The sequence below is a fragment of the Bacillus sp. P14.5 genome (assembly GCF_003316765.1).
Taxonomy (GTDB): domain Bacteria; phylum Bacillota; class Bacilli; order Bacillales; family Bacillaceae_B; genus Rossellomorea.
The window spans coordinates 57,735-75,205 of sequence record NZ_NIJF01000073.1 but is presented as its reverse complement, the minus strand read 5'-3'; the positions used below and the strand labels follow the sequence as shown (position 1 = coordinate 75,205).

The window sequence follows — 17,471 nt, the reverse complement described above, 5'->3', positions numbered from 1 at the left end:
AGATTTGTGGGAAGTGATTATGAATGAAAAAGAAGATATATAACTTATTGGATTTATTTGCAGGAGCTGGCGGACTAAGTAATGGTTTTGAACAAACCGGAAAATTCAAGGTGGCTGGAGCCATTGAAATAAATGACGCAGCCCAAAAGACATATATTAAAAATCATGGAAATAACCAAGAAATAATTCTCCGTGATAAAGACGGTAAAAGTGATATAACTAAGATTATCTTTAAGCAGGTGAAAGAATATCTTCAATTAGACTCTGGTTCTACAGTTGTAGTTGGTGGACCTCCATGCCAGGGATTTTCTAACGCTAACCGTCAAAAAAATTATTTAATATCAGGTAACAACCAGTTGGTAAAGGAGTTCGTCAGAGCAATTGATGAGATAAAGCCAATAGCTTTTGTAATGGAAAACGTTAAAACTATGCAATCTTCAACTCACAAGTTTTTTGTGACTAAAAATAAACATGCAGCAAAAGGTGACTATAGTTCCATTTCGCATTTAAAATCATTAACCAGCGAAGAGAATCCTATTTATCAACTTGATAACATCGAATTGCTCAAAACAAATAATCTTACACAGGAATTTTTTACAGAAATTCATGCACTTTCTGATGTGCCACTACCTATTATTAGCCAAACTGATTTATTAATAAGGTTAAGAACCCTTCAACGCAGATTTTCAAAGAGTAACCGAATAGAGCTTAAGAACAAAAAAGAAATAGGTGAAATCGAAGAAACACTGAGTCTAATTTCAAATTATCCTACTCAAAATCCAATTTTAGTCGATTTGTTAATAGATATTAAGCAATTTTTGTCTCAACTATTGAAAGAGTCAATTACATCTGATGACTTAATAACATCTTTTGTTAAATTTAATGAGTATAATCGATTTCTTACTCGTTGTCAGGAATTAAAAGATGAAGAAATTGATTGTTTAAAATTAGATATTTTGCAAGAAAGCGAATTTATTGTAGCTAAAGCAAAAGTGTATTCCTACAACTTGGTAGATTATCTTGAAAAAGTCTTTATTCATTATGGCTATTCGGTAAAATATAAAGTTTTAGATTCTTCTAAATATGGCGTTCCACAAAAAAGAAAAAGATTTATTATGATGGGAGTTAAGAATAGAAATTTAGAATTAGATTTACCCGATGAATTACCCTCAGACAAATACACTGTTAAAGATGCGATTTTAGATTTAGAAGATATAGAACCTCAAAAGGACTTGTTTGAGTATAATGCGGAAATCTATTCAGCAAAACAATTTAAATCGCCTTTGGTAGGATACTATAGAGAAAAGTTGAATCATACTGATACATTACACAACCACATAAACACTAATAGTTCACCTCTTATCCAAAGAAGGTTTGAAGAGATAAGAATGACCAACGGAAAGAATTTCCACAGTCTTTCCGATGAGCTGAAATCTAGCTATAGCGATGCTTCTAGAACTCAAAACACTGTATACCTGAGGTTAAATTACGACGAACCCTCTCCCACTGTTGTAAACGTTCGGAAGTCAATGTGGCAGCATCCAAGAAAGGCAAGAGCGTTGAGCGTTAGAGAAGCTGCAAGGCTACAATCTTTCCAAGATTCTTTTAGGTTTTATGGACGGAAAGATGAACAATATCAGCAAGTAGGAAATGCAGTTCCTCCACTATTAGCTAAAGGTATAGCATCTACTTTGTTAAAAAATTTAGATAAGCTACAACGAAAAGACAGCTCCGAATAGGAAGCTGTCTTTTTTCATCATTATATCAGATAGAATAATTAGGGATGTGCATTATTTATGAACTTCGCCATGTGGCGCTAAGGTTTCATTAATAGCTACAGAACCCTTAACATTGATTTCTAGGGGAAAGACTCCTACTACGAAGTGGATGTTAATACCATTCCCTCATACATTGAAAGCGCCACTAGGACAGGTTAACTCCTCCAAGAGATATAATCAGAGACGAGGTTGCCCTTATCTCAGTAGCTTATCGGTGTAGACAGAAAAAGTGATTTTTATTTTCTTTTCCCTGTCCAAGAGCAATGCAGTAACTAAAAGGCTCAGGTGTTGGATGGTTTTGCTCAATTACAAAGAGAAAAAGCAAAACCTTCCAGATAGAAGTTATTGGATAAATGTGTAGCCTGTTCCTAGTAGCCTCTCATTTGCATGGTATTTTCTCAACCACGGAGAAATCTTGAGGCCTATGCACCAATGTAATGGTTGAGTCCAATAATAGTGCAACATCCGATATCTAATATACTGAAGATTTGCTTTGATTTTAACTATAGCAAGGAGAGATTCTACTATTTAACTATGAGCCTCCCAAATATATGCCATGAGCAATATTTTTTATAGTATCAACTTCATAGTTAATGATAAGATAAGATGGCATAGAAAATAAAATAACACTACAACAGAAAGGAACCTAACTAATATGTCATTTTTATTCTTTAATTCTTCTAAAAACGCATATAAAGAGATTACCGATTTATTTAATTTCGTTTGGCCTACCACTGCCGCGATGTGGAACTTAAGAGGGCAGGTAGGGGAATATCTTACACTTAAACCGGATGCTACCGATCGTGAAATTTATAGCAGGTTTGTAGAAGGTAGTGGTGTTCAAACAAACCTAAAAAAATATATATAGATTATGAATGGTCTCATCAATGTGAACAATTTTCAAAAGTAATTCTCACAAATATTTTTGCAATTCATGAATCCTGGTGTACAGAAATAACTGCCGAACTCAATGAAACAAACAACCTAGAAAAAGACCTTCAGTTTCCAACTAATACAAATCCTCGTACGGGCAATCCTACAGGCATTATGCCAGCTATCAATAGGATATGCACCCCTCATTCTACCATGTTAAAAAATGCATTTTATTCTCAGTTGCAAAATTCACGGAAATACCGAATTAATAATATTGAAAGCTTAATGAAGTGTTATAGATATTTTAAGGAATGTAGAAATTCTATTATGCATAATGGTGGAAAGATTAATCAAAGACTAATTGATGCTTATAATGAGTTTTCAATAGTGGCTGATGTAACAAACCTAGGGGTCAATGAAGTTCCCGTTCACCATCCCTTAACTAGTAATGACATAGGCCAAAGTGTAAAGATTGATTTAAGAGGGATAGTAGGTTTTTGTGATATTATTATTAAGATAATTTCTACTTGTGATGTTGAGTTTTCTACATCACAAAAGGCAGAAAGAATTTTCATTGAAAAGTGGAAAGAAAAGGGACGCACATTAAAGACTGACTCTGTTCAGAGAGCTAAACAGATTGAGAGATATGTTAAAAAACTTGACCTGCCAGTCCCTTCTACTACACAAGAAATAGAGAATTTTTTACTTAGCCACAGATTAGTCTATATTTAATTACATTTGGATGTTACTTGAAAATAATGAAAATATCGCTATAATAGAGATAGATATATACGGAAGTGTAGTTCAATGGCTGAACACCCTATTTAAACTGCATCCATCAATCGAAGGATGCAGTTTAAATAGGGATGTATGCGGGTTCGAGTCCCGTCACTTCCATAATCAAACAAGACCCCTGCCTATTAATAGGCAGGGGTCTTGTTTGATTTTCAGGTTGTTTATTGAAGATTAGTTCAAATTAGAGTCAAAAAACTTTTAGAACTTTAAAATCTTTTAATATTTTGCTAGTAAATGATTAGTGTTTAATGTTAAGCAATATCTTTACACAATTGACACTACTCCTATCTGATTTGGATCAAAATATAATGGTAACATTTTCAATACTAGAAATGTTATGATTAAAACAAATTATAATTTCTTCCCCTTACTATTAAGTTAGCGAATATACGAATAAATAATAACCTTTAACTTTAAGCTTTTAATATTGTAATTTTCAATTTCATAAAACAGGAGGAACTGCAATGACAGAAACTGAGATTAGGGACCAAGCAAAAGTAATTTCATTTATTAACATGAAAGGTGGAGTCGGAAAAACTACTCTCACAAAGGAAATAGGCTATTACCTTGCAACTAAAAGAAATAAAAAAATGTTGTTTATCGATTTAGATCCACAGTCAAATTTAACCCAATCATTTTTCCGTAAGTATAATTATAGTCAGGAAGATTTACTTGAATTAGATGAATTTGCTGAAAATACTATAGGTACTAATATAGAAGTTAGAAAGAAATATTATACCAACGCATCAATACATAAGCTATTTACACCCGGAAAAGTTTCTGAATTAACTAAAGAAGATTGTATTCTAAAACTTGATGAGAATATTTCAATTATTCCTGGAACATTAAAATCAGTTTTTTCAGAGAGGAACTCAAGTATAGAAAACCATCTCTTTAATTATGTTAGTAGACATAATCTAAAGAATGAATTCGATTTTATCTTTATAGATTGTCCACCTACATATTCCAACTACACAATAGCTGCACTTATTACAAGTGATTTTTATATAACACCTACTAGACCAGATTCTTACTCTGTATTAGGAATTGATATGCTAGACCAAGTAGTTAAACAAATTAAAGACCATCATCATGTTTATTTCTCAGGAAGAGAATTAAAATCCCTAGGAGTTGTATTTTCAGATTTACAACAACTTAGCACTGGTATTCAAAATTTAAAAACTAAAATTATTGAATCTAAGAAAGTTCAAAATTTAGGTATAAACTTCTTTGATAGTTCTTTTGTTTACAATAGCCATCTTCCCAAACAGGCAGAATACTTTATCACAGACTCTCAAAGTTCTAAAATTCAAGAATTAACAATTTTAGTAGATGAATTTGAAAGGAGAGTAAATGAATGAGTGATTTGGAGATATTGAGAATACTCTTAGTAAATACTAAAAATATTCGTGAAGAACAAACATATAGGGCTCACATGTATGGAATACTAATGACTCTTCTTCTTTCAAAAGAAATATATAAAAACAATAATGAGATCCAATCTTTTTTAGAGAATAATAATATTTCTTTTAAACCTTATGTTTTTCTTAGTCGAACCCAAATTGTCGGGAGAGTATGCCGGCTAGTTGAATCATTCACTTTAGATCAGTTAAAACAAGTTAATATTTCTATTAATAAAATAGCTTTCGATGATAACTACTCGAGTAACCAAGGAACTAAAAAAGCCAAAAAAGATGGAAATTATTTTGACTCACTTTTAGATCAATTCGAGAGGAAAAATTCATGAACGATACTATAGATAAATCTTGTCAAGAATATAAAAATTTTGTTGAAGAATTTTATCCTAAGAGTAATTTCAATTTTTCCCAAAACCGAAGGTTAATTGAAAAATTATTTAAATTAATTGAAATCACAGATGTTTTTCTGGATTTTTTCAAAGATTCAAATTTTACCGATCACCTTTCATACTTAAAGCATCAACTTTTATTAATGCTATTCCATTTACCAAACTACAATTCATTTTTCATATCAGCTATAAAAAGAAGTATTTCAGAAAACATACTAAGAATGACCCTAGTTAGTATTGGTCAGGATATAGAAAATGCTAATAATATGCCATTTTTTCGTATTCAGGAGAAACTAAAAGAAGTTGCTGCCTATAGAAATAATCAAAATAGTTTCAAGACTTCCTGCGACTCATTATTTTCCTATTTTGGTGCAAACTCACAAATAATTCATAGCAACCCCACAACTCAGCAATCTCATCTTAGTTATATTGTTGAATTGAATGAACCGCCTTTTGATTCAGAGGTTCAAAAGTTCTCAAAATTTTTAAATGTTATTAATGAATATTTTTTAGTTTCGTTTTCAAAACACAATCAATTAAATGATCTGACTATGAGTTTAGCAAATAAAATACAAATGAAAAGTATTTTAGGTTCAGACTCTTACCATCATTATTTTGATAATATACATAATGAATCCTCACCCAGTTTTAGGTAATTTACTGTCACAGCGACCCCCAACGTTTGTCGAATGCTAATAGGAATAAAAAATCCTGGTCCCCAACACTTAATACGTTAGTGTGTTAGGGATCAGGCTTTTTTCCTCCTACCAATCATCAACTGCCACTCTTCATTTGTACTTTCGTATGCCCTGATTTTTTTGCACTGAGTCGGAAATACGTAACCGTCAATGCAAGGACAAGGACGGTGCCTTTTACAATTTAAAATGCGTAGTAGTACGGTAAATTCAGCATGGTCAGCCCATTGAGGAGCACTCCTATTAAAGTTGCTCCGAAGAAAGTTTCCCAATGCATTGGGTTTTCCCATTCCAAGAACGGAAAATCCGACGAAGACAGCGGCTACAGCCTCCATCAGCAAGGAAGCCCCCGAATCTATTTGTCCAGATAAAGGGGGCCTGATCCCCGGTTAATACGTTAGTGTGCTGGGGCAGGCCCTGAACCCGTATTTGCTTAGCCTAAAATTTCAAACTATATTACATTTCCAACTTTTTTACAATAAAATTGTTGTATTTTTTAGTTATAATAAAGGTGAAAATAATTATTAAGTAAGAAATGATCTTGTTCTTTTCATTCAACCTATACTCCATCGTCCCTAGAACGATATCCAAACACTGCAGAATTACACGCTTATGTGAAACAGCTTCTGCGATGTCTTCTTTACTTTTGAAAACCAACTTTGCTTCTTTAAATTCTTCTCCATTTTGTAAGGAGTGAATATAATCAATAAATTCTTTATTTAATGTCACAGTGACGCCCCAACATTTGTCGACAAATGTTAATGCTGTTTAAAAACGTCCATTTATTGACGGTATTGTTTGTCCAGGGGTTGACGGATATAATGTCCTTAATAACCCTAAAGAAAGGAAAAGACGCCTTCCATGATGCCGGCCATTACCAGTGGCGCGACGGAAGACGTCCCTCAAACAATATGATTGTTGTAAATGATTATATCATAGTGGAATCCGCCGATAAAGGCGTTTTTTATTAAATGTGCAGAAAAGGTTCCTTGTCCCTGTTGTAATCATCAGGACTTCAAGGTCATTGGTTCAAGGGAGAGAAAGTTAAAAGATGAAAGAGGCATGGCCAGAACGTTTATTATCAGGAGGCTGCGTTGCCAGCAGTGCAACAAGATTCATCACGAGCTTCCTGACTTAATGATCCCATATAAACGATACGCTGCAGATGTCATTGAGGAAACCATTTTTCAAACAGCCCACCTGACGGTGGCAGCGGATGAATCTACGATTTACGGGTGGAGGAAATGGTTTTCTATTTTGATTGATTACTGGTTGTTTATTCTTCAATCCTTACTGATTCAATTTGAGCAGAATGAGACCCCAACGGTCGACCTGTCCAGTCGTCTGTTGCCTGTACATAAACGAATTGGACAATGGTTTGGCACAGCAAGTGGATGGCTGGGGAAAATTGTCCATCCAGTTGCAAATCATCATTTTTGGATACATACCCGTTCTGCGTTTTTGTCCGCTTATCCATGATTTACACTTCAATTATCAAGAAAAAAGGAGTGTTAACAATGGATAGAACTAAAGCAGATGAAAAGGCAACGAATCGCTTTCAAATGATTGCGCCGTTATTAGATGAAGAATTGGATAAGCAGGAGCGAGGAAGACTCATCAAGCAAATCTGTCTGAGGCACGGACTTTCAGAACGCACCATTCGACGCTATATCTCGCAGTTTAAGGAAAAAGGCTTTGAGGGTTTAAAACAAAAACCTTATCGTTCAGTTCCAGAAGAATTACAGGATCAAGTGCTTGAACAGGCTATTTTACTGAGACGTGAAGTGCCAAGTAGGAGTATTGCCTCCATTATTCAAATCCTCGAGTGGGATGGCCTTGTAGAAAAAGGTGTACTGAAACGATCAACACTGCAGGAGCGTCTCGCAAAACGTGGTTATAGTTCACGGCAAATGAAGATGTATCATGAAACATCTGGAGCTGTCCGACGTTTTCAGAAGCGTTGTCGGAATGCCTTATGGCATTCTGATATTAAATACGGACCTTATTTACCGATTGGACCGAACGGTACGAAAAAATAGGTATATATGGTAGCTTTTTTAGACGACGCGACTCGATTTCCACTTCATGTGGCATTCTATCCTATGCTTGATGCTCGTTGTGTTGAAGATGCTTTTCGTGAAGCTGTCAGAAAGCATGGGGTTCCTGAAAGTGTTTACTTTGATAACGGTAAGCAGTACCGGACGAAATGGATGGCCAGAACCTGTTCCAAGTTAGGTACCCGGCTTCTATATGCCTGTCCTTACTCGCCTGAATCGACTGGTAAAGTAGAACGTTTTAATCGCACATTCGAAGAGTTTTTAAACGAGGTGAAACTAGAAAACCCTCAAACAATTGAAGCGTTAAATCAATGGTTAGGTGTATGGCTTGATGAGCGTTATCTTCATAAGCCGCACTCAGCTTTAGAGAAAAACATCACACCATTAGAAGCTTATCGCAGTGAAGGTACGCCCATTCGTCACGTTTCTGCAGAAGAGCTCGCTCACGCATTCCTGCATTCAGAAACAAGGAAAGTCGATAAAGCTGGCTGCATTAGTTTTCAGGATGAAAAATATGAAGTAGGTATCAATTTCGTTGGATGTAAAGTTGAAATTACCTATGACCCTCAAGACACTACTGAATTAACCGTAGTTTATCCGGGTTTTGATAGTTGGAAAGCAAAAAGAATGGTGATTTCAGAGAGAACAGGAAAAAGACCATCTCTTCCGGAGAAGATGATAAAGGAACCTGCCGGTTCTTCAAGACTTCTTCAGGGAGCTAAAAAACCTAACCAGGCAAGAAAGGCTGCCGCCATTATACCTTCTGTCCCAGCCGTGAGTTTCCGTCATATCAGCAAAGGGGGAACGAGTCATGTTTGAGTCCTTCTTTGAGATGCGCCATACGCCATTTTCTCGCAGCATTCCAACGACTGAACTATATGAATCTACTCAGCTCGAAGAGATTATTGGACGACTGAACTATGCCGCAGAACGTCAGCTTTTCGCTATCATGACTGGTGAGTGCGGGCTTGGAAAAACGACAGCTATTCGCAGATTTACAGATCAACTAGATCCATCGCATTTCAAGCTGATCTATTTATCAGATTCTAAGTTGACACCACGTCACTTCTATAAAGGAATGTTAGAACAGTTGGGTCTCGAAGCAAAGTTCTACAGAGGTGATGCCAAGCGCCAATTACATCGTGAAATCGAATTGATGAAAGGCATTCACAAGATAACGCCTGTGGTTGTGGTCGATGAAGCCCATCTGCTTGATCGTGAAATGTTAGAGGAAGTACGTTTCCTTTTAAACTTCCGTATGGATGCGCAAAGTCCCATGGCATTGATTATGGTAGGACAGACTGAGCTGTGGGATCGCCTTCGGCTTCAGTCATTCGCAGCAATCCGTCAGCGCATCGATATCCAGTTTAAGCTTGATCATCTTGACAGAGCAGAAACAGAGCAATATATGAATAAGCATTTGAGCTATGCCGGTGTTGAACGAGATATCTTTAGTGATCTAGCCCTTGATGAGATTTTCAGCTTTTCAAGTGGTGCATCACGACTGATCAATAAACTGGCGACACATTGTCTTCTGTTCGCAGCTCAAAATGGCTCAAGAATCATTGATGACCGTATGGTCAAGAAGGTGATTGAAGGAGAACTTGCATGAAGAAAAGTCGTTGGAAGAGTATGTACTTTGATGAGACACTTGATTGTTGGATTGTTAATTGGGGAGATCAAAAAGGTTACAAACTGAGGTGTGGTGAATGGTTCGAGCTGAACCTCGGTTATGGCAAGGTGTTGTCATGCCGGCTTGAGCTCGGCAGAGATTGGTACATCATCACCGGCAGTCATGAAGTCCGTTTTTATTTGAAGCAAAATGAAACCTACGAGGTAGATTTATAGATGTTCTGGGGAGGCTTTACAAGCCTCCCTTCTGTATTTTTAAGTGGCAATAAATCCGTCAAATTAAGGACAAAATGAGCCGTCAGTTTCAGGACATTATAGAGCGTCATTAACAGACAAAAACAGACGGTGCGGTAATACGATAGAAGCACAGACACCCAGACCCTTTTTAAAACCTGCTAAAATAGAATCACATCACTAATCAGAAACGAGGGATACAAAATGACTTCACTTGCCTTTGATCATCTTGTTCACTTTTCATCTGATCCTACATCCGCGAAAAAAACCATGCTGCAGCATGGCATTCAGGTTATTGAGGGTGGGAAGCATGAAAACTGGGGGACTTATAACACGCTTGCTTATTTTGGTTTTAGTTATATCGAGTGGCTCGGAATTCAAGATGCATCTGTATCCATCCAGGTTGACGATAACCCGCTGATTCAACAGCTTGTCACTGAGCTGCCTTTGGGAGACCACCCGGGGAGGATCGCTCTCAGGACAAATAACATGGATCAACTTGCTGTCGACCTTAAAGAAAAAGGGCTGAAACTTCATGGCCCTGTCAAAGGTTCGCGGTTAACGGACAGTGGAGAACTTCTGCAATGGTCCATGCTGTTTATCGCGGAGGAGCATCCAACACTTCTCCTTCCCTTCTTCATCCAATGGGGAGAAGATGATGCGGTTAGAAGAGAGAAACTGAAGGCATACTCCAGCCATCCAGCCGGCTCTCTTCAAATAAAGGATGCGTTGTTAGCAGTTAAAGATTTGGATGATACAATTTCCCGTTGGTCTTCACTTTTCGAGCTGCAAATCGGAGAGGCGTATATAAATGAGGAATGGGGTGCAAAATGCCAGCGCCTTTACATGCCGGACGGAAACCTGTTGTTTTGTAATCCTCTTGAGGAGGGCGGCCTTAAAGATTTCCTCGATGAATTTGGCGAGAGACCCTTTGGCCTTCAGCTTGAAAACGGCCGGCAGAACCAATCCATTCTTTTACAAGGTGGAATATATGAGATTACCAATGAGTGACTGGAGAGATTGAACTTTAGAGGAGGAGGTTCCTTGTCCCACTGAAGACGTTTCTCTCTACTCAGATCGGCTTTTAGGAGCTGCCTTCTTGAAGACTCATTAGTTAATTTCATATATTCAGCAGGCATTTTGAAGTTATCACTTACTCCTTTCGGTTTAGATGTGATCCTCCTATTTTTATCTTACCCTTTAACTAATAATAATTTTTCTTTTCAATGTTGGTGGCTATAGCTTTAAGCGGTCGTAGAGGAGATAAATAAGTTTTTTGAGTCTGGATTGTACCAACCAGGTTTAGCTGCGTTAACAAAATAGACAAGAACCAGGAGATCCTGGTTCTTGTCTATCAATTTAAGGTGAGCTCATTTCTTCGAATAATAAAATTGTTATCTATTTTGGCCTTTTCAAAGATTATTTCCATAGAATCTCTATAATTAGAATTCAGTTTGTTAGCATTATTGATAATCATAGCTTTAATTCTGTAATCTGGATCTTCAATTAGTTCAGATAATTCACTAATAATAACTTCATCGTAACCTTTTCCTATCATTAGGAATAAAGATTCAATTGCATGATACCTTAAATAAAAATTTCTATCTCTAGATTTTGATAAGATAACATGTAAAATAATTTGATCATTTGGAATCGCTTTATTACTCTCATCATGATAACTCACAAACAATTTTATTGATTCTAATAACTTTATGTTTTGGTATACGTCTTCTTTATTAAAAACTGAAAGTAAAAGCAATAACTCTTTATCTTCAGATACTGAGTTTGCAATAAACCATATATACAAATATAGTCTAACAGTTAGTTCCGAATCTTTTTCGAAAATACCTTGATATATGTTCAACACATTTTCAACGTTACCTAGGAGTTCAGTATTTAGACCTTCCCAATCATATATTATTTCTTCCTCACGGTTATTCATCAATTTTAATACAAATAAAAGCTCTAACCCATCTAGCTTTTCATTTGCATATTGCTTTGGATTAAGTAAAGTTTCTTTAATACTATCTATTACGTCTAAAAAAAGTATTTGTGTGAGAACAATATTTGAATTCGATATAATATTTTTTATTATTCTATATGGGGAGGTTGCATAGGTTCCATATACTCCATTTTTACCTAAGTTATTATTTCTATTAACCATTTGGTCTACATACTCTTTTATATAGTGACCATTTTCTTCTGAGGATAAATTAAACACTTCTAACTTGTACAGGTTGTAAAATTTCCCCGATTCCTCTTTTATTATCCTATCTAATTCACTAAACTCTTCAAATTGTCTTCTTAGACTTATTATTAAACTCTGAAAGAATCTGGAATCCTTTAGTTGATTTTCATCTAATAAATCAACTATTAGATTCTTTAATTCTCCTAAATGATGAGAATATACCTTCCAATTAATACTCTCAAGCAAATCAAAGACATTATCGTAAAATCTAACAAACTTATTTTTTATGATTTGAATTAAAAAAGGAAAAACCCTGTTAATATCTATTCTTCTGATATTTCCTTTTATTGCTTTAACAATAAATGACCAGTTTCCTACTATTGGTTCAGAATAAAGCCACTTATTTAAGATATTAAATATCTCGTCTTGGATGTTATTATAGTCTTTATCCCCAAAGTAGTAACCAAGGTGATTAAACAAAACTAATTTGGTTTTAGTCCTATCTCCCTCGTATGGTAACGAATTAGATAACCTATACAATTCATATATTTTTTCAAAGCTACACGAAGATAAAATTTCACTGTTATTATTGCAAATATGTTTAATGTTTTTATAATCTTGATCAAGAATGCTAAATTTCAAATACTCAAATTTTAATTGATATTCATCATAGATTCGTGAATATTGCTGAAAGATATCTTTCAGTAAGCTATTTGTGAGTGATATATGGGTTAACGAACCATAAATAATAGCAATATACAAACTTTTTGCTACTTCCTCAAGTAGGTAATCTATTTTAGAACCAATCGAAGTACTGTAAGGACTTTGAATAGTGAACTTATTTATGTCTTTAAGGATTTCATTATTAATATTTTTTTGCACTCTATCTATAGCCGGAAAATATAACAAGTGACTATTATCTTCTATTTTTTTTGGGCATCAGAGATAAACACCTGATTAGAATTGTTCATTTTTTTATTTTCAAAGTTTCTGATATCTATAAGAATATCGTCTCTAATCCACTTTTCTATTTTCAGTTCCTCAATTTGGGATACAGCTTCATTTAATTGAGAAATTGCTTTTTCCATATCTCCTTTATAATAAAACTCAATAGCTTGCCACCTTTTTTGGATGACCTCTTTTAAGCTCCCTTCGAACTTATCATTAATTACAGACATAATCGACGAAAAGTTAACCTTTGAAATTTCTCCTTCTCCTATTAAGTATTTCATTAAATAATAAGAGAATTCATCCATTTCATTATCGGGTTCAACTTGTTCATCATTTTTAAATATAATATTTTTAAATAGGTGAGTAGTTTTAGAAAAACCAGTGAGCTCTTTTTTCTTGATCAAACTTTTTTCCACTGGTTCAATATCATTAATATACTCATGACCGTAGTCATCTAGAGTCCCTTGTTCCTCCAACTTTATTAGTCTGTTTTTACAATATTCATTATAAATATTTACTATGTCATTCATAACGCTTTTAAAACCTGTATCTATAAGCTCATGTATATTATTCACAACTTTGTATCGTGCACCATTTGGACCATTTAATTCCTTTTGTATCTCACTTTCTTTTTTAAAGGATCATTTAAAAAAAGATAAATGGCTTTTCGGCCAATCTTCCTTGCATGCATCCATTCCTTCATAACTCCTTCAGGAATTTTTGATTCTTTATTGTCAATTAGAAATAGCACCACATGACAGTCCTCTAACTTATTCAAATATTCATCCCTTGCAGTTACTGAAGCCGCAGCTCCAGCTTCAAAAACGTAAGTTGTTATAAATCCAGTGTTTTCTAATGAATTTTTAAGAGCTGCCCTAATAATGTCATAAGATTCTACTCCACATTTAGAACTGATAAACACATTTATTTTATCTTTAATGAAAGTCACAATTGGCCCCCTTAATGTATATATATTACTCTCTAATCTACAAACTCTTTTTAGCCTTGCTCATTAAATAAACTAAGTTATAGTCATTCATTTATCTCGATCTCCCAAGTACCAAGAGTTTTCCCTATTATCAATATAGCACAAAATAACTCATACTCTAATATTACCCTGTTAAATTATAGGAGATTAATCAAATATAACAGGTATCCTCTATAAAATGATCCATATCTGTTAAGTATAGTCACAGTACACTCAAATATTTGTCGACTGTTGTTTGCTTAGTTTAACCTTTCAAAGATCTCAAGTATAAGGTTTTGGAAGGGGGAGTTTAGGAACTTATGTATATAAAGTGCTTATACCTCCGCCTTGCCCTTGGACACATTAATTATCCCTCTACTCTCCTTGGTATTGTCATAGAGTCCTAGGCAGACACTCAGGTCCTTTTGAGAAACCTGTTAAAATAAAATCACATCACTAAACAGAAACGAGGTAAACAAAATGACTTCACTAGCCTTTGATCATCTCGTTCACTTTTCATCTAATCCTACATCTGCGAGAAAAACGATGCTGCAGCATGGCATTCAGGTTATTGAGGGCGGGAAGCATGAAAACTGGGGGACTTATAACACGCTTGCTTATTTTGGTTTGAGTTATATCGAGTGGCTCGGAATTCAAGATGCATCTGTATCCATCCAGGTTGACGATAACCCGCTGATTCAACAGCTTGTCACTGAACTGCCTTTGGGAGACCACCCGGGGAGGATCGCTCTCAGGACGAATAACATGGAGCAACTTGCTGCCGACCTTAAAGAAAAAGGTCTTAAACTTCATGGCCCTGTTAAAGGTTCGCGGTTAACGGACAATGGAGAACTTTTGCAATGGTCCATGCTGTTTATCGCGGAGGAGCACCCATCACTTCCCCTTCCCTTCTTCATCCAGTGGGGAGAAGATGATGCGGTTAGAAGAGAGAAGCTGAAGGTACACTCCAGCCATCCAGCCGGCTCTCTTCAAATTAAGGATGTGTTGTTCGCCGTTGAAAACTTGGATGATACAATTTCCAGCTGGTCTTCTCTTTTCGATCTGCAAATGGGAGAGGCATATATAAATGAGGAATGGGGTGCAAAATGCCAGCGCCTTTACTTGCCGCATGGAAACCTGTTGTTTTGTACTCCTGTTGAGGATGGCGTGGTTAAAAATTTCCTCCATTCATTTGGCGAAAGACCCTTTGGCATTCAGTTTGAAAACGGCAGTCAAAACCAATCCATTCTTTTACAGGGAGCAAGATATGAAATTACCAAACAATGATTAGAGAGTTTGAACCTTAGAGGGACGGGGGGTCCTTTTCCCTCTGCCTCATTCAAGATGTGGTTAGTTTTACCACAAAAAGTTACAATAATGGTATACCAAACTAGCAAGGAGCTAATCATGCTATTATTTCTAAACTTTTTAAAGAAGAAAAAGAACGAGGATAAGCCAAAACAAGCTAATGTGACCAAGTCAACACCAAAAAAAGTGAATGAACAGGTTGCTGTTAGAAAAGGTGAAATAGGGGAATACAAGATTGATATTCAACTTGATCAGCTGCCAAAGGAATATCGCTGCTTAAGCGATCTCCTCGTTAAAAATCCCAAAGCAAAGTCAGGTTATTCACAAATTGACCATGTGGTTGTAACTCCGTACGGTATCTTTGCCATTGAAACTAAAAACTACCAAGGGACCATTTATGGCGGGAAAGATCGTAAAACGTGGTTGGTTAATGGAAAGTTCAAAATAATGAACCCTTTTGTGCAAAATTATGGGCATATCAAAGCACTAACTTCACTTATTGATGAGAAGTACCATAATTTATTTATCTCCATGGTATCTTTTACAAAACGCTGCACGTTCAAAGTAGACTTAGATTACCGTAAAATAGCATCCAACGAAATGATCGTTTATGACATCGAGTTATCAGAGTTTATCCATCGGAAAGTCTCGGTATTGAAAATCCATCATAAAGAGCCTCTCCTAACTAAAAGTGATATCTTAGCGATTTTCAATACCTTTTTAAAAGCTAATATTACTGATCCGAAAGTTAGAGAGGAGCATAAACGTGCATTAAAGACGAATACACAAGAAGGAAAAACTATCTCAGGATCTACGTGTACTGTCTGTAATAAACCTGTTTCGGATAAAGTTAAAGCGTATTGTTTATCAAACAGCACTTTCAAAGGTAAAGTCTTTTGCTATACACATCAGAAGTCAGTTCAATAATAGAACCAACTCATTATTTGAGAGGAGAATAGTGATCTTGGTGCTGCTACAAAAACACTGATATGAAATACTAACATTTGCTTATTTGACGAGCAATTCACAAACAAATTTTATTATAGAGAGAACTGGCACTTTATTAAGTAAAGGTTTCTATTAATCCAGTACATTATCTCCTACCGAAAAAAGGACAGATTCGTTGCTCCGTCATAGAAAACGGGACAACGAACCTGTTCCTTAAGAAACACTTATTCAGCTTCATCAGGTAGTTAGTTGTTTAGTGCTTTTTATCTTGATGCTTTTTTAAGATCTTCGCAGCTTCACTCTTATTCTTCTTAGAAGTACTTGGATTCTGTAAGTCCTTAGCTGCTTTACTCAGCTTTCCCCCTGTATGCTTAACCATGACCTATCACCTCACCAATCATTTAAGAAGTATGACATAGGCGGGAACAATGAATGCAACCATTAATCTTTTTACGAGGATGCTTTCTTTTTGCTTCATTTACAGCGCTATTGCAGCTCATATGGTAACCTAATTTTTCAACATTAAGAGTAGGTTCCTTCCTGCATCCTTTTGAATGCACCTCATAGTCACCATTTGGTTGAACATTTAAATTTAATACATATTCCTTCATTAAATTCCTCCCATCTCCCCACAAAACAGAACAAGTGTTCCTGGTAATATAATATACTAAAGTTCTAATATTGTCCAAAATTTGTAAAAAATCTACATTGCAGAAACTGGTTCGCTAACTGAGTTTCAAAAATGGCTGACGACCCGGATTCCTTTTTTTATAAATTGCAAAGCAACTCCTAATAGTACTTAAAGTTCGTGTATTTTAAACAAACGTTTGATTTATAACTTTTTCTTGCTTGTACCCCTTTTAGATTACTGGGAGACAGACACAGAGATTACCTAAGCAGTTTTATTCAAGCAGGCAAAGGAATAAATATATTGAACATCCCAATAAATTTCAGTTCTTTTCCTTGAAATTTGGTTTCATAGGTATTAAAAATTATATAATCATTTGTTTCTGTATTGTTTTCAATCAGCTGTTCACCAAACAGGGAAATGCCAAGTGACATCATAGAAGACTCCCCTTCCATACGATTACTTATGGTCTCAATTAACCAGGCATTGTATCTTTCTTGAGAAGGTTTCGTCGCATACATGATTCCCAGCAAAATGACTAATACTATTACAGCTATTATTATCCATTTCTTCATGATATCCTCTCCATCGAAAAGGAAAGCAGACTAGA

At 35.5% G+C, this 17,471-nt stretch carries 18 protein-coding genes, 1 tRNA gene and 2 pseudogenes; 14 read left to right on the top strand and 7 right to left on the bottom strand.

Annotation, left to right across the window (positions count from 1 at the left end):
• Window positions 1-23: 23 nt before the first annotated feature.
• The 6 genes from B9Z54_RS13010 to B9Z54_RS12985 all read left to right on the top strand — a co-directional run bounded on the left by B9Z54_RS13010 (window position 24) and on the right by B9Z54_RS12985 (window position 5,909).
• Window positions 24-1,739, top strand: a complete 1,716-nt coding sequence (locus B9Z54_RS13010; RefSeq protein WP_113928808.1) for a DNA cytosine methyltransferase — start codon at window positions 24-26, stop codon at window positions 1,737-1,739.
• Between the two features lie 1,125 nt (window positions 1,740-2,864).
• The gene (locus B9Z54_RS13000) at window positions 2,865-3,383 is read left to right on the top strand and encodes a hypothetical protein (RefSeq protein ID WP_162785203.1); all 519 of its coding nucleotides are present in this window, start codon (window positions 2,865-2,867) and stop codon (window positions 3,381-3,383) included.
• Between the two features lie 61 nt (window positions 3,384-3,444).
• Window positions 3,445-3,548 (top strand) — tRNA-OTHER (locus tag B9Z54_RS24860).
• Between the two features lie 362 nt (window positions 3,549-3,910).
• Window positions 3,911-4,807, top strand: coding sequence for a ParA family protein (locus B9Z54_RS12995; RefSeq protein ID WP_113928805.1), 897 nt, complete (start codon window positions 3,911-3,913; stop codon window positions 4,805-4,807).
• Entirely contained in the window at window positions 4,804-5,193 is a 390-nt protein-coding gene (locus B9Z54_RS12990; RefSeq protein ID WP_113928804.1) for a hypothetical protein, read from the top strand. Before B9Z54_RS12995 ends, B9Z54_RS12990 begins: the two co-directional genes overlap by 4 nt.
• Window positions 5,190-5,909 (top strand): hypothetical protein, encoded by a 720-nt coding sequence (locus B9Z54_RS12985; protein ID WP_113928803.1) that lies wholly within the window; start codon window positions 5,190-5,192, stop codon window positions 5,907-5,909. Before B9Z54_RS12990 ends, B9Z54_RS12985 begins: the two co-directional genes overlap by 4 nt.
• A gap of 118 nt (window positions 5,910-6,027) precedes the next feature.
• On the opposite strand, the pseudogene B9Z54_RS25725 reads toward B9Z54_RS12985, so the two are convergent.
• Window positions 6,028-6,316 (bottom strand): annotated as a pseudogene (locus tag B9Z54_RS25725) (ABC transporter permease); the annotation flags it as partial.
• An 88-nt stretch (window positions 6,317-6,404) separates the two neighbouring features.
• Entirely contained in the window at window positions 6,405-6,677 is a 273-nt protein-coding gene (locus B9Z54_RS12975; RefSeq protein WP_113928802.1) for a hypothetical protein, read from the bottom strand.
• 32 nt (window positions 6,678-6,709) lie between these two features.
• Here B9Z54_RS12975 and B9Z54_RS24855 point away from each other — a divergent pair, with 32 nt between their 5' ends.
• From B9Z54_RS24855 to B9Z54_RS12950, 6 genes and pseudogenes are all read left to right on the top strand, one after another.
• Window positions 6,710-6,919, top strand: coding sequence for a hypothetical protein (locus B9Z54_RS24855; protein ID WP_119549755.1), 210 nt, complete (start codon window positions 6,710-6,712; stop codon window positions 6,917-6,919).
• The gene (locus tag B9Z54_RS12970) at window positions 6,900-7,427 is read left to right on the top strand and encodes a DUF6431 domain-containing protein (protein ID WP_345840730.1); all 528 of its coding nucleotides are present in this window, start codon (window positions 6,900-6,902) and stop codon (window positions 7,425-7,427) included. Before B9Z54_RS24855 ends, B9Z54_RS12970 begins: the two co-directional genes overlap by 20 nt.
• Before the next feature lie 38 nt (window positions 7,428-7,465).
• Window positions 7,466-8,824 (top strand): annotated as a pseudogene (locus B9Z54_RS26695) (DDE-type integrase/transposase/recombinase).
• Entirely contained in the window at window positions 8,817-9,617 is an 801-nt protein-coding gene (locus tag B9Z54_RS12960; RefSeq protein WP_113928800.1) for an ExeA family protein, read from the top strand. The pseudogene B9Z54_RS26695 and the gene B9Z54_RS12960 overlap by 8 nt, the downstream one beginning before the upstream one ends.
• A complete protein-coding gene (locus B9Z54_RS12955) occupies window positions 9,614-9,853 on the top strand; it encodes a DUF5348 domain-containing protein (protein ID WP_113928799.1) in 240 nt (79 codons plus the stop codon). Before B9Z54_RS12960 ends, B9Z54_RS12955 begins: the two co-directional genes overlap by 4 nt.
• Window positions 9,854-10,075: 222 nt before the next feature.
• Entirely contained in the window at window positions 10,076-10,882 is an 807-nt protein-coding gene (locus B9Z54_RS12950; RefSeq protein WP_113928798.1) for a VOC family protein, read from the top strand.
• Between the two features lie 343 nt (window positions 10,883-11,225).
• Here B9Z54_RS12950 and B9Z54_RS12945 read toward each other — a convergent pair whose 3' ends face one another.
• The 3 genes from B9Z54_RS12945 to B9Z54_RS12935 are packed head-to-tail and all read right to left on the bottom strand — an operon-like array spanning window position 11,226 to window position 13,959.
• Complete coding sequence (locus tag B9Z54_RS12945) at window positions 11,226-12,941, bottom strand: HEAT repeat domain-containing protein (RefSeq protein ID WP_162785202.1); 1,716 nt, start codon at window positions 12,939-12,941, stop codon at window positions 11,226-11,228.
• A 41-nt stretch (window positions 12,942-12,982) separates the two neighbouring features.
• Entirely contained in the window at window positions 12,983-13,585 is a 603-nt protein-coding gene (locus tag B9Z54_RS12940; protein ID WP_162785201.1) for a hypothetical protein, read from the bottom strand.
• A 29-nt stretch (window positions 13,586-13,614) separates the two neighbouring features.
• Window positions 13,615-13,959, bottom strand: coding sequence for a hypothetical protein (locus B9Z54_RS12935; protein ID WP_113928795.1), 345 nt, complete (start codon window positions 13,957-13,959; stop codon window positions 13,615-13,617).
• Window positions 13,960-14,457: 498 nt separating this feature from the next.
• Between B9Z54_RS12935 and B9Z54_RS12930 the strand changes: the two genes are divergently transcribed.
• On the top strand, window positions 14,458-15,264 hold the full coding sequence (locus tag B9Z54_RS12930) for a VOC family protein (RefSeq protein WP_113928794.1): 807 nt from the start codon (window positions 14,458-14,460) through the stop codon (window positions 15,262-15,264).
• 57 nt (window positions 15,265-15,321) lie between these two features.
• Window positions 15,322-16,212 (top strand): nuclease-related domain-containing protein, encoded by an 891-nt coding sequence (locus B9Z54_RS12925; RefSeq protein WP_240189910.1) that lies wholly within the window; start codon window positions 15,322-15,324, stop codon window positions 16,210-16,212.
• 422 nt (window positions 16,213-16,634) lie between these two features.
• On the opposite strand, the gene B9Z54_RS12920 is transcribed toward B9Z54_RS12925, so the two are convergent.
• Both B9Z54_RS12920 and B9Z54_RS12915 read right to left on the bottom strand, forming a co-directional pair.
• Window positions 16,635-16,844, bottom strand: coding sequence for a hypothetical protein (locus B9Z54_RS12920; protein ID WP_113928793.1), 210 nt, complete (start codon window positions 16,842-16,844; stop codon window positions 16,635-16,637).
• A 295-nt stretch (window positions 16,845-17,139) separates the two neighbouring features.
• Window positions 17,140-17,436, bottom strand: coding sequence for a hypothetical protein (locus B9Z54_RS12915; RefSeq protein ID WP_113928792.1), 297 nt, complete (start codon window positions 17,434-17,436; stop codon window positions 17,140-17,142).
• Window positions 17,437-17,471 lie beyond the last annotated feature (35 nt).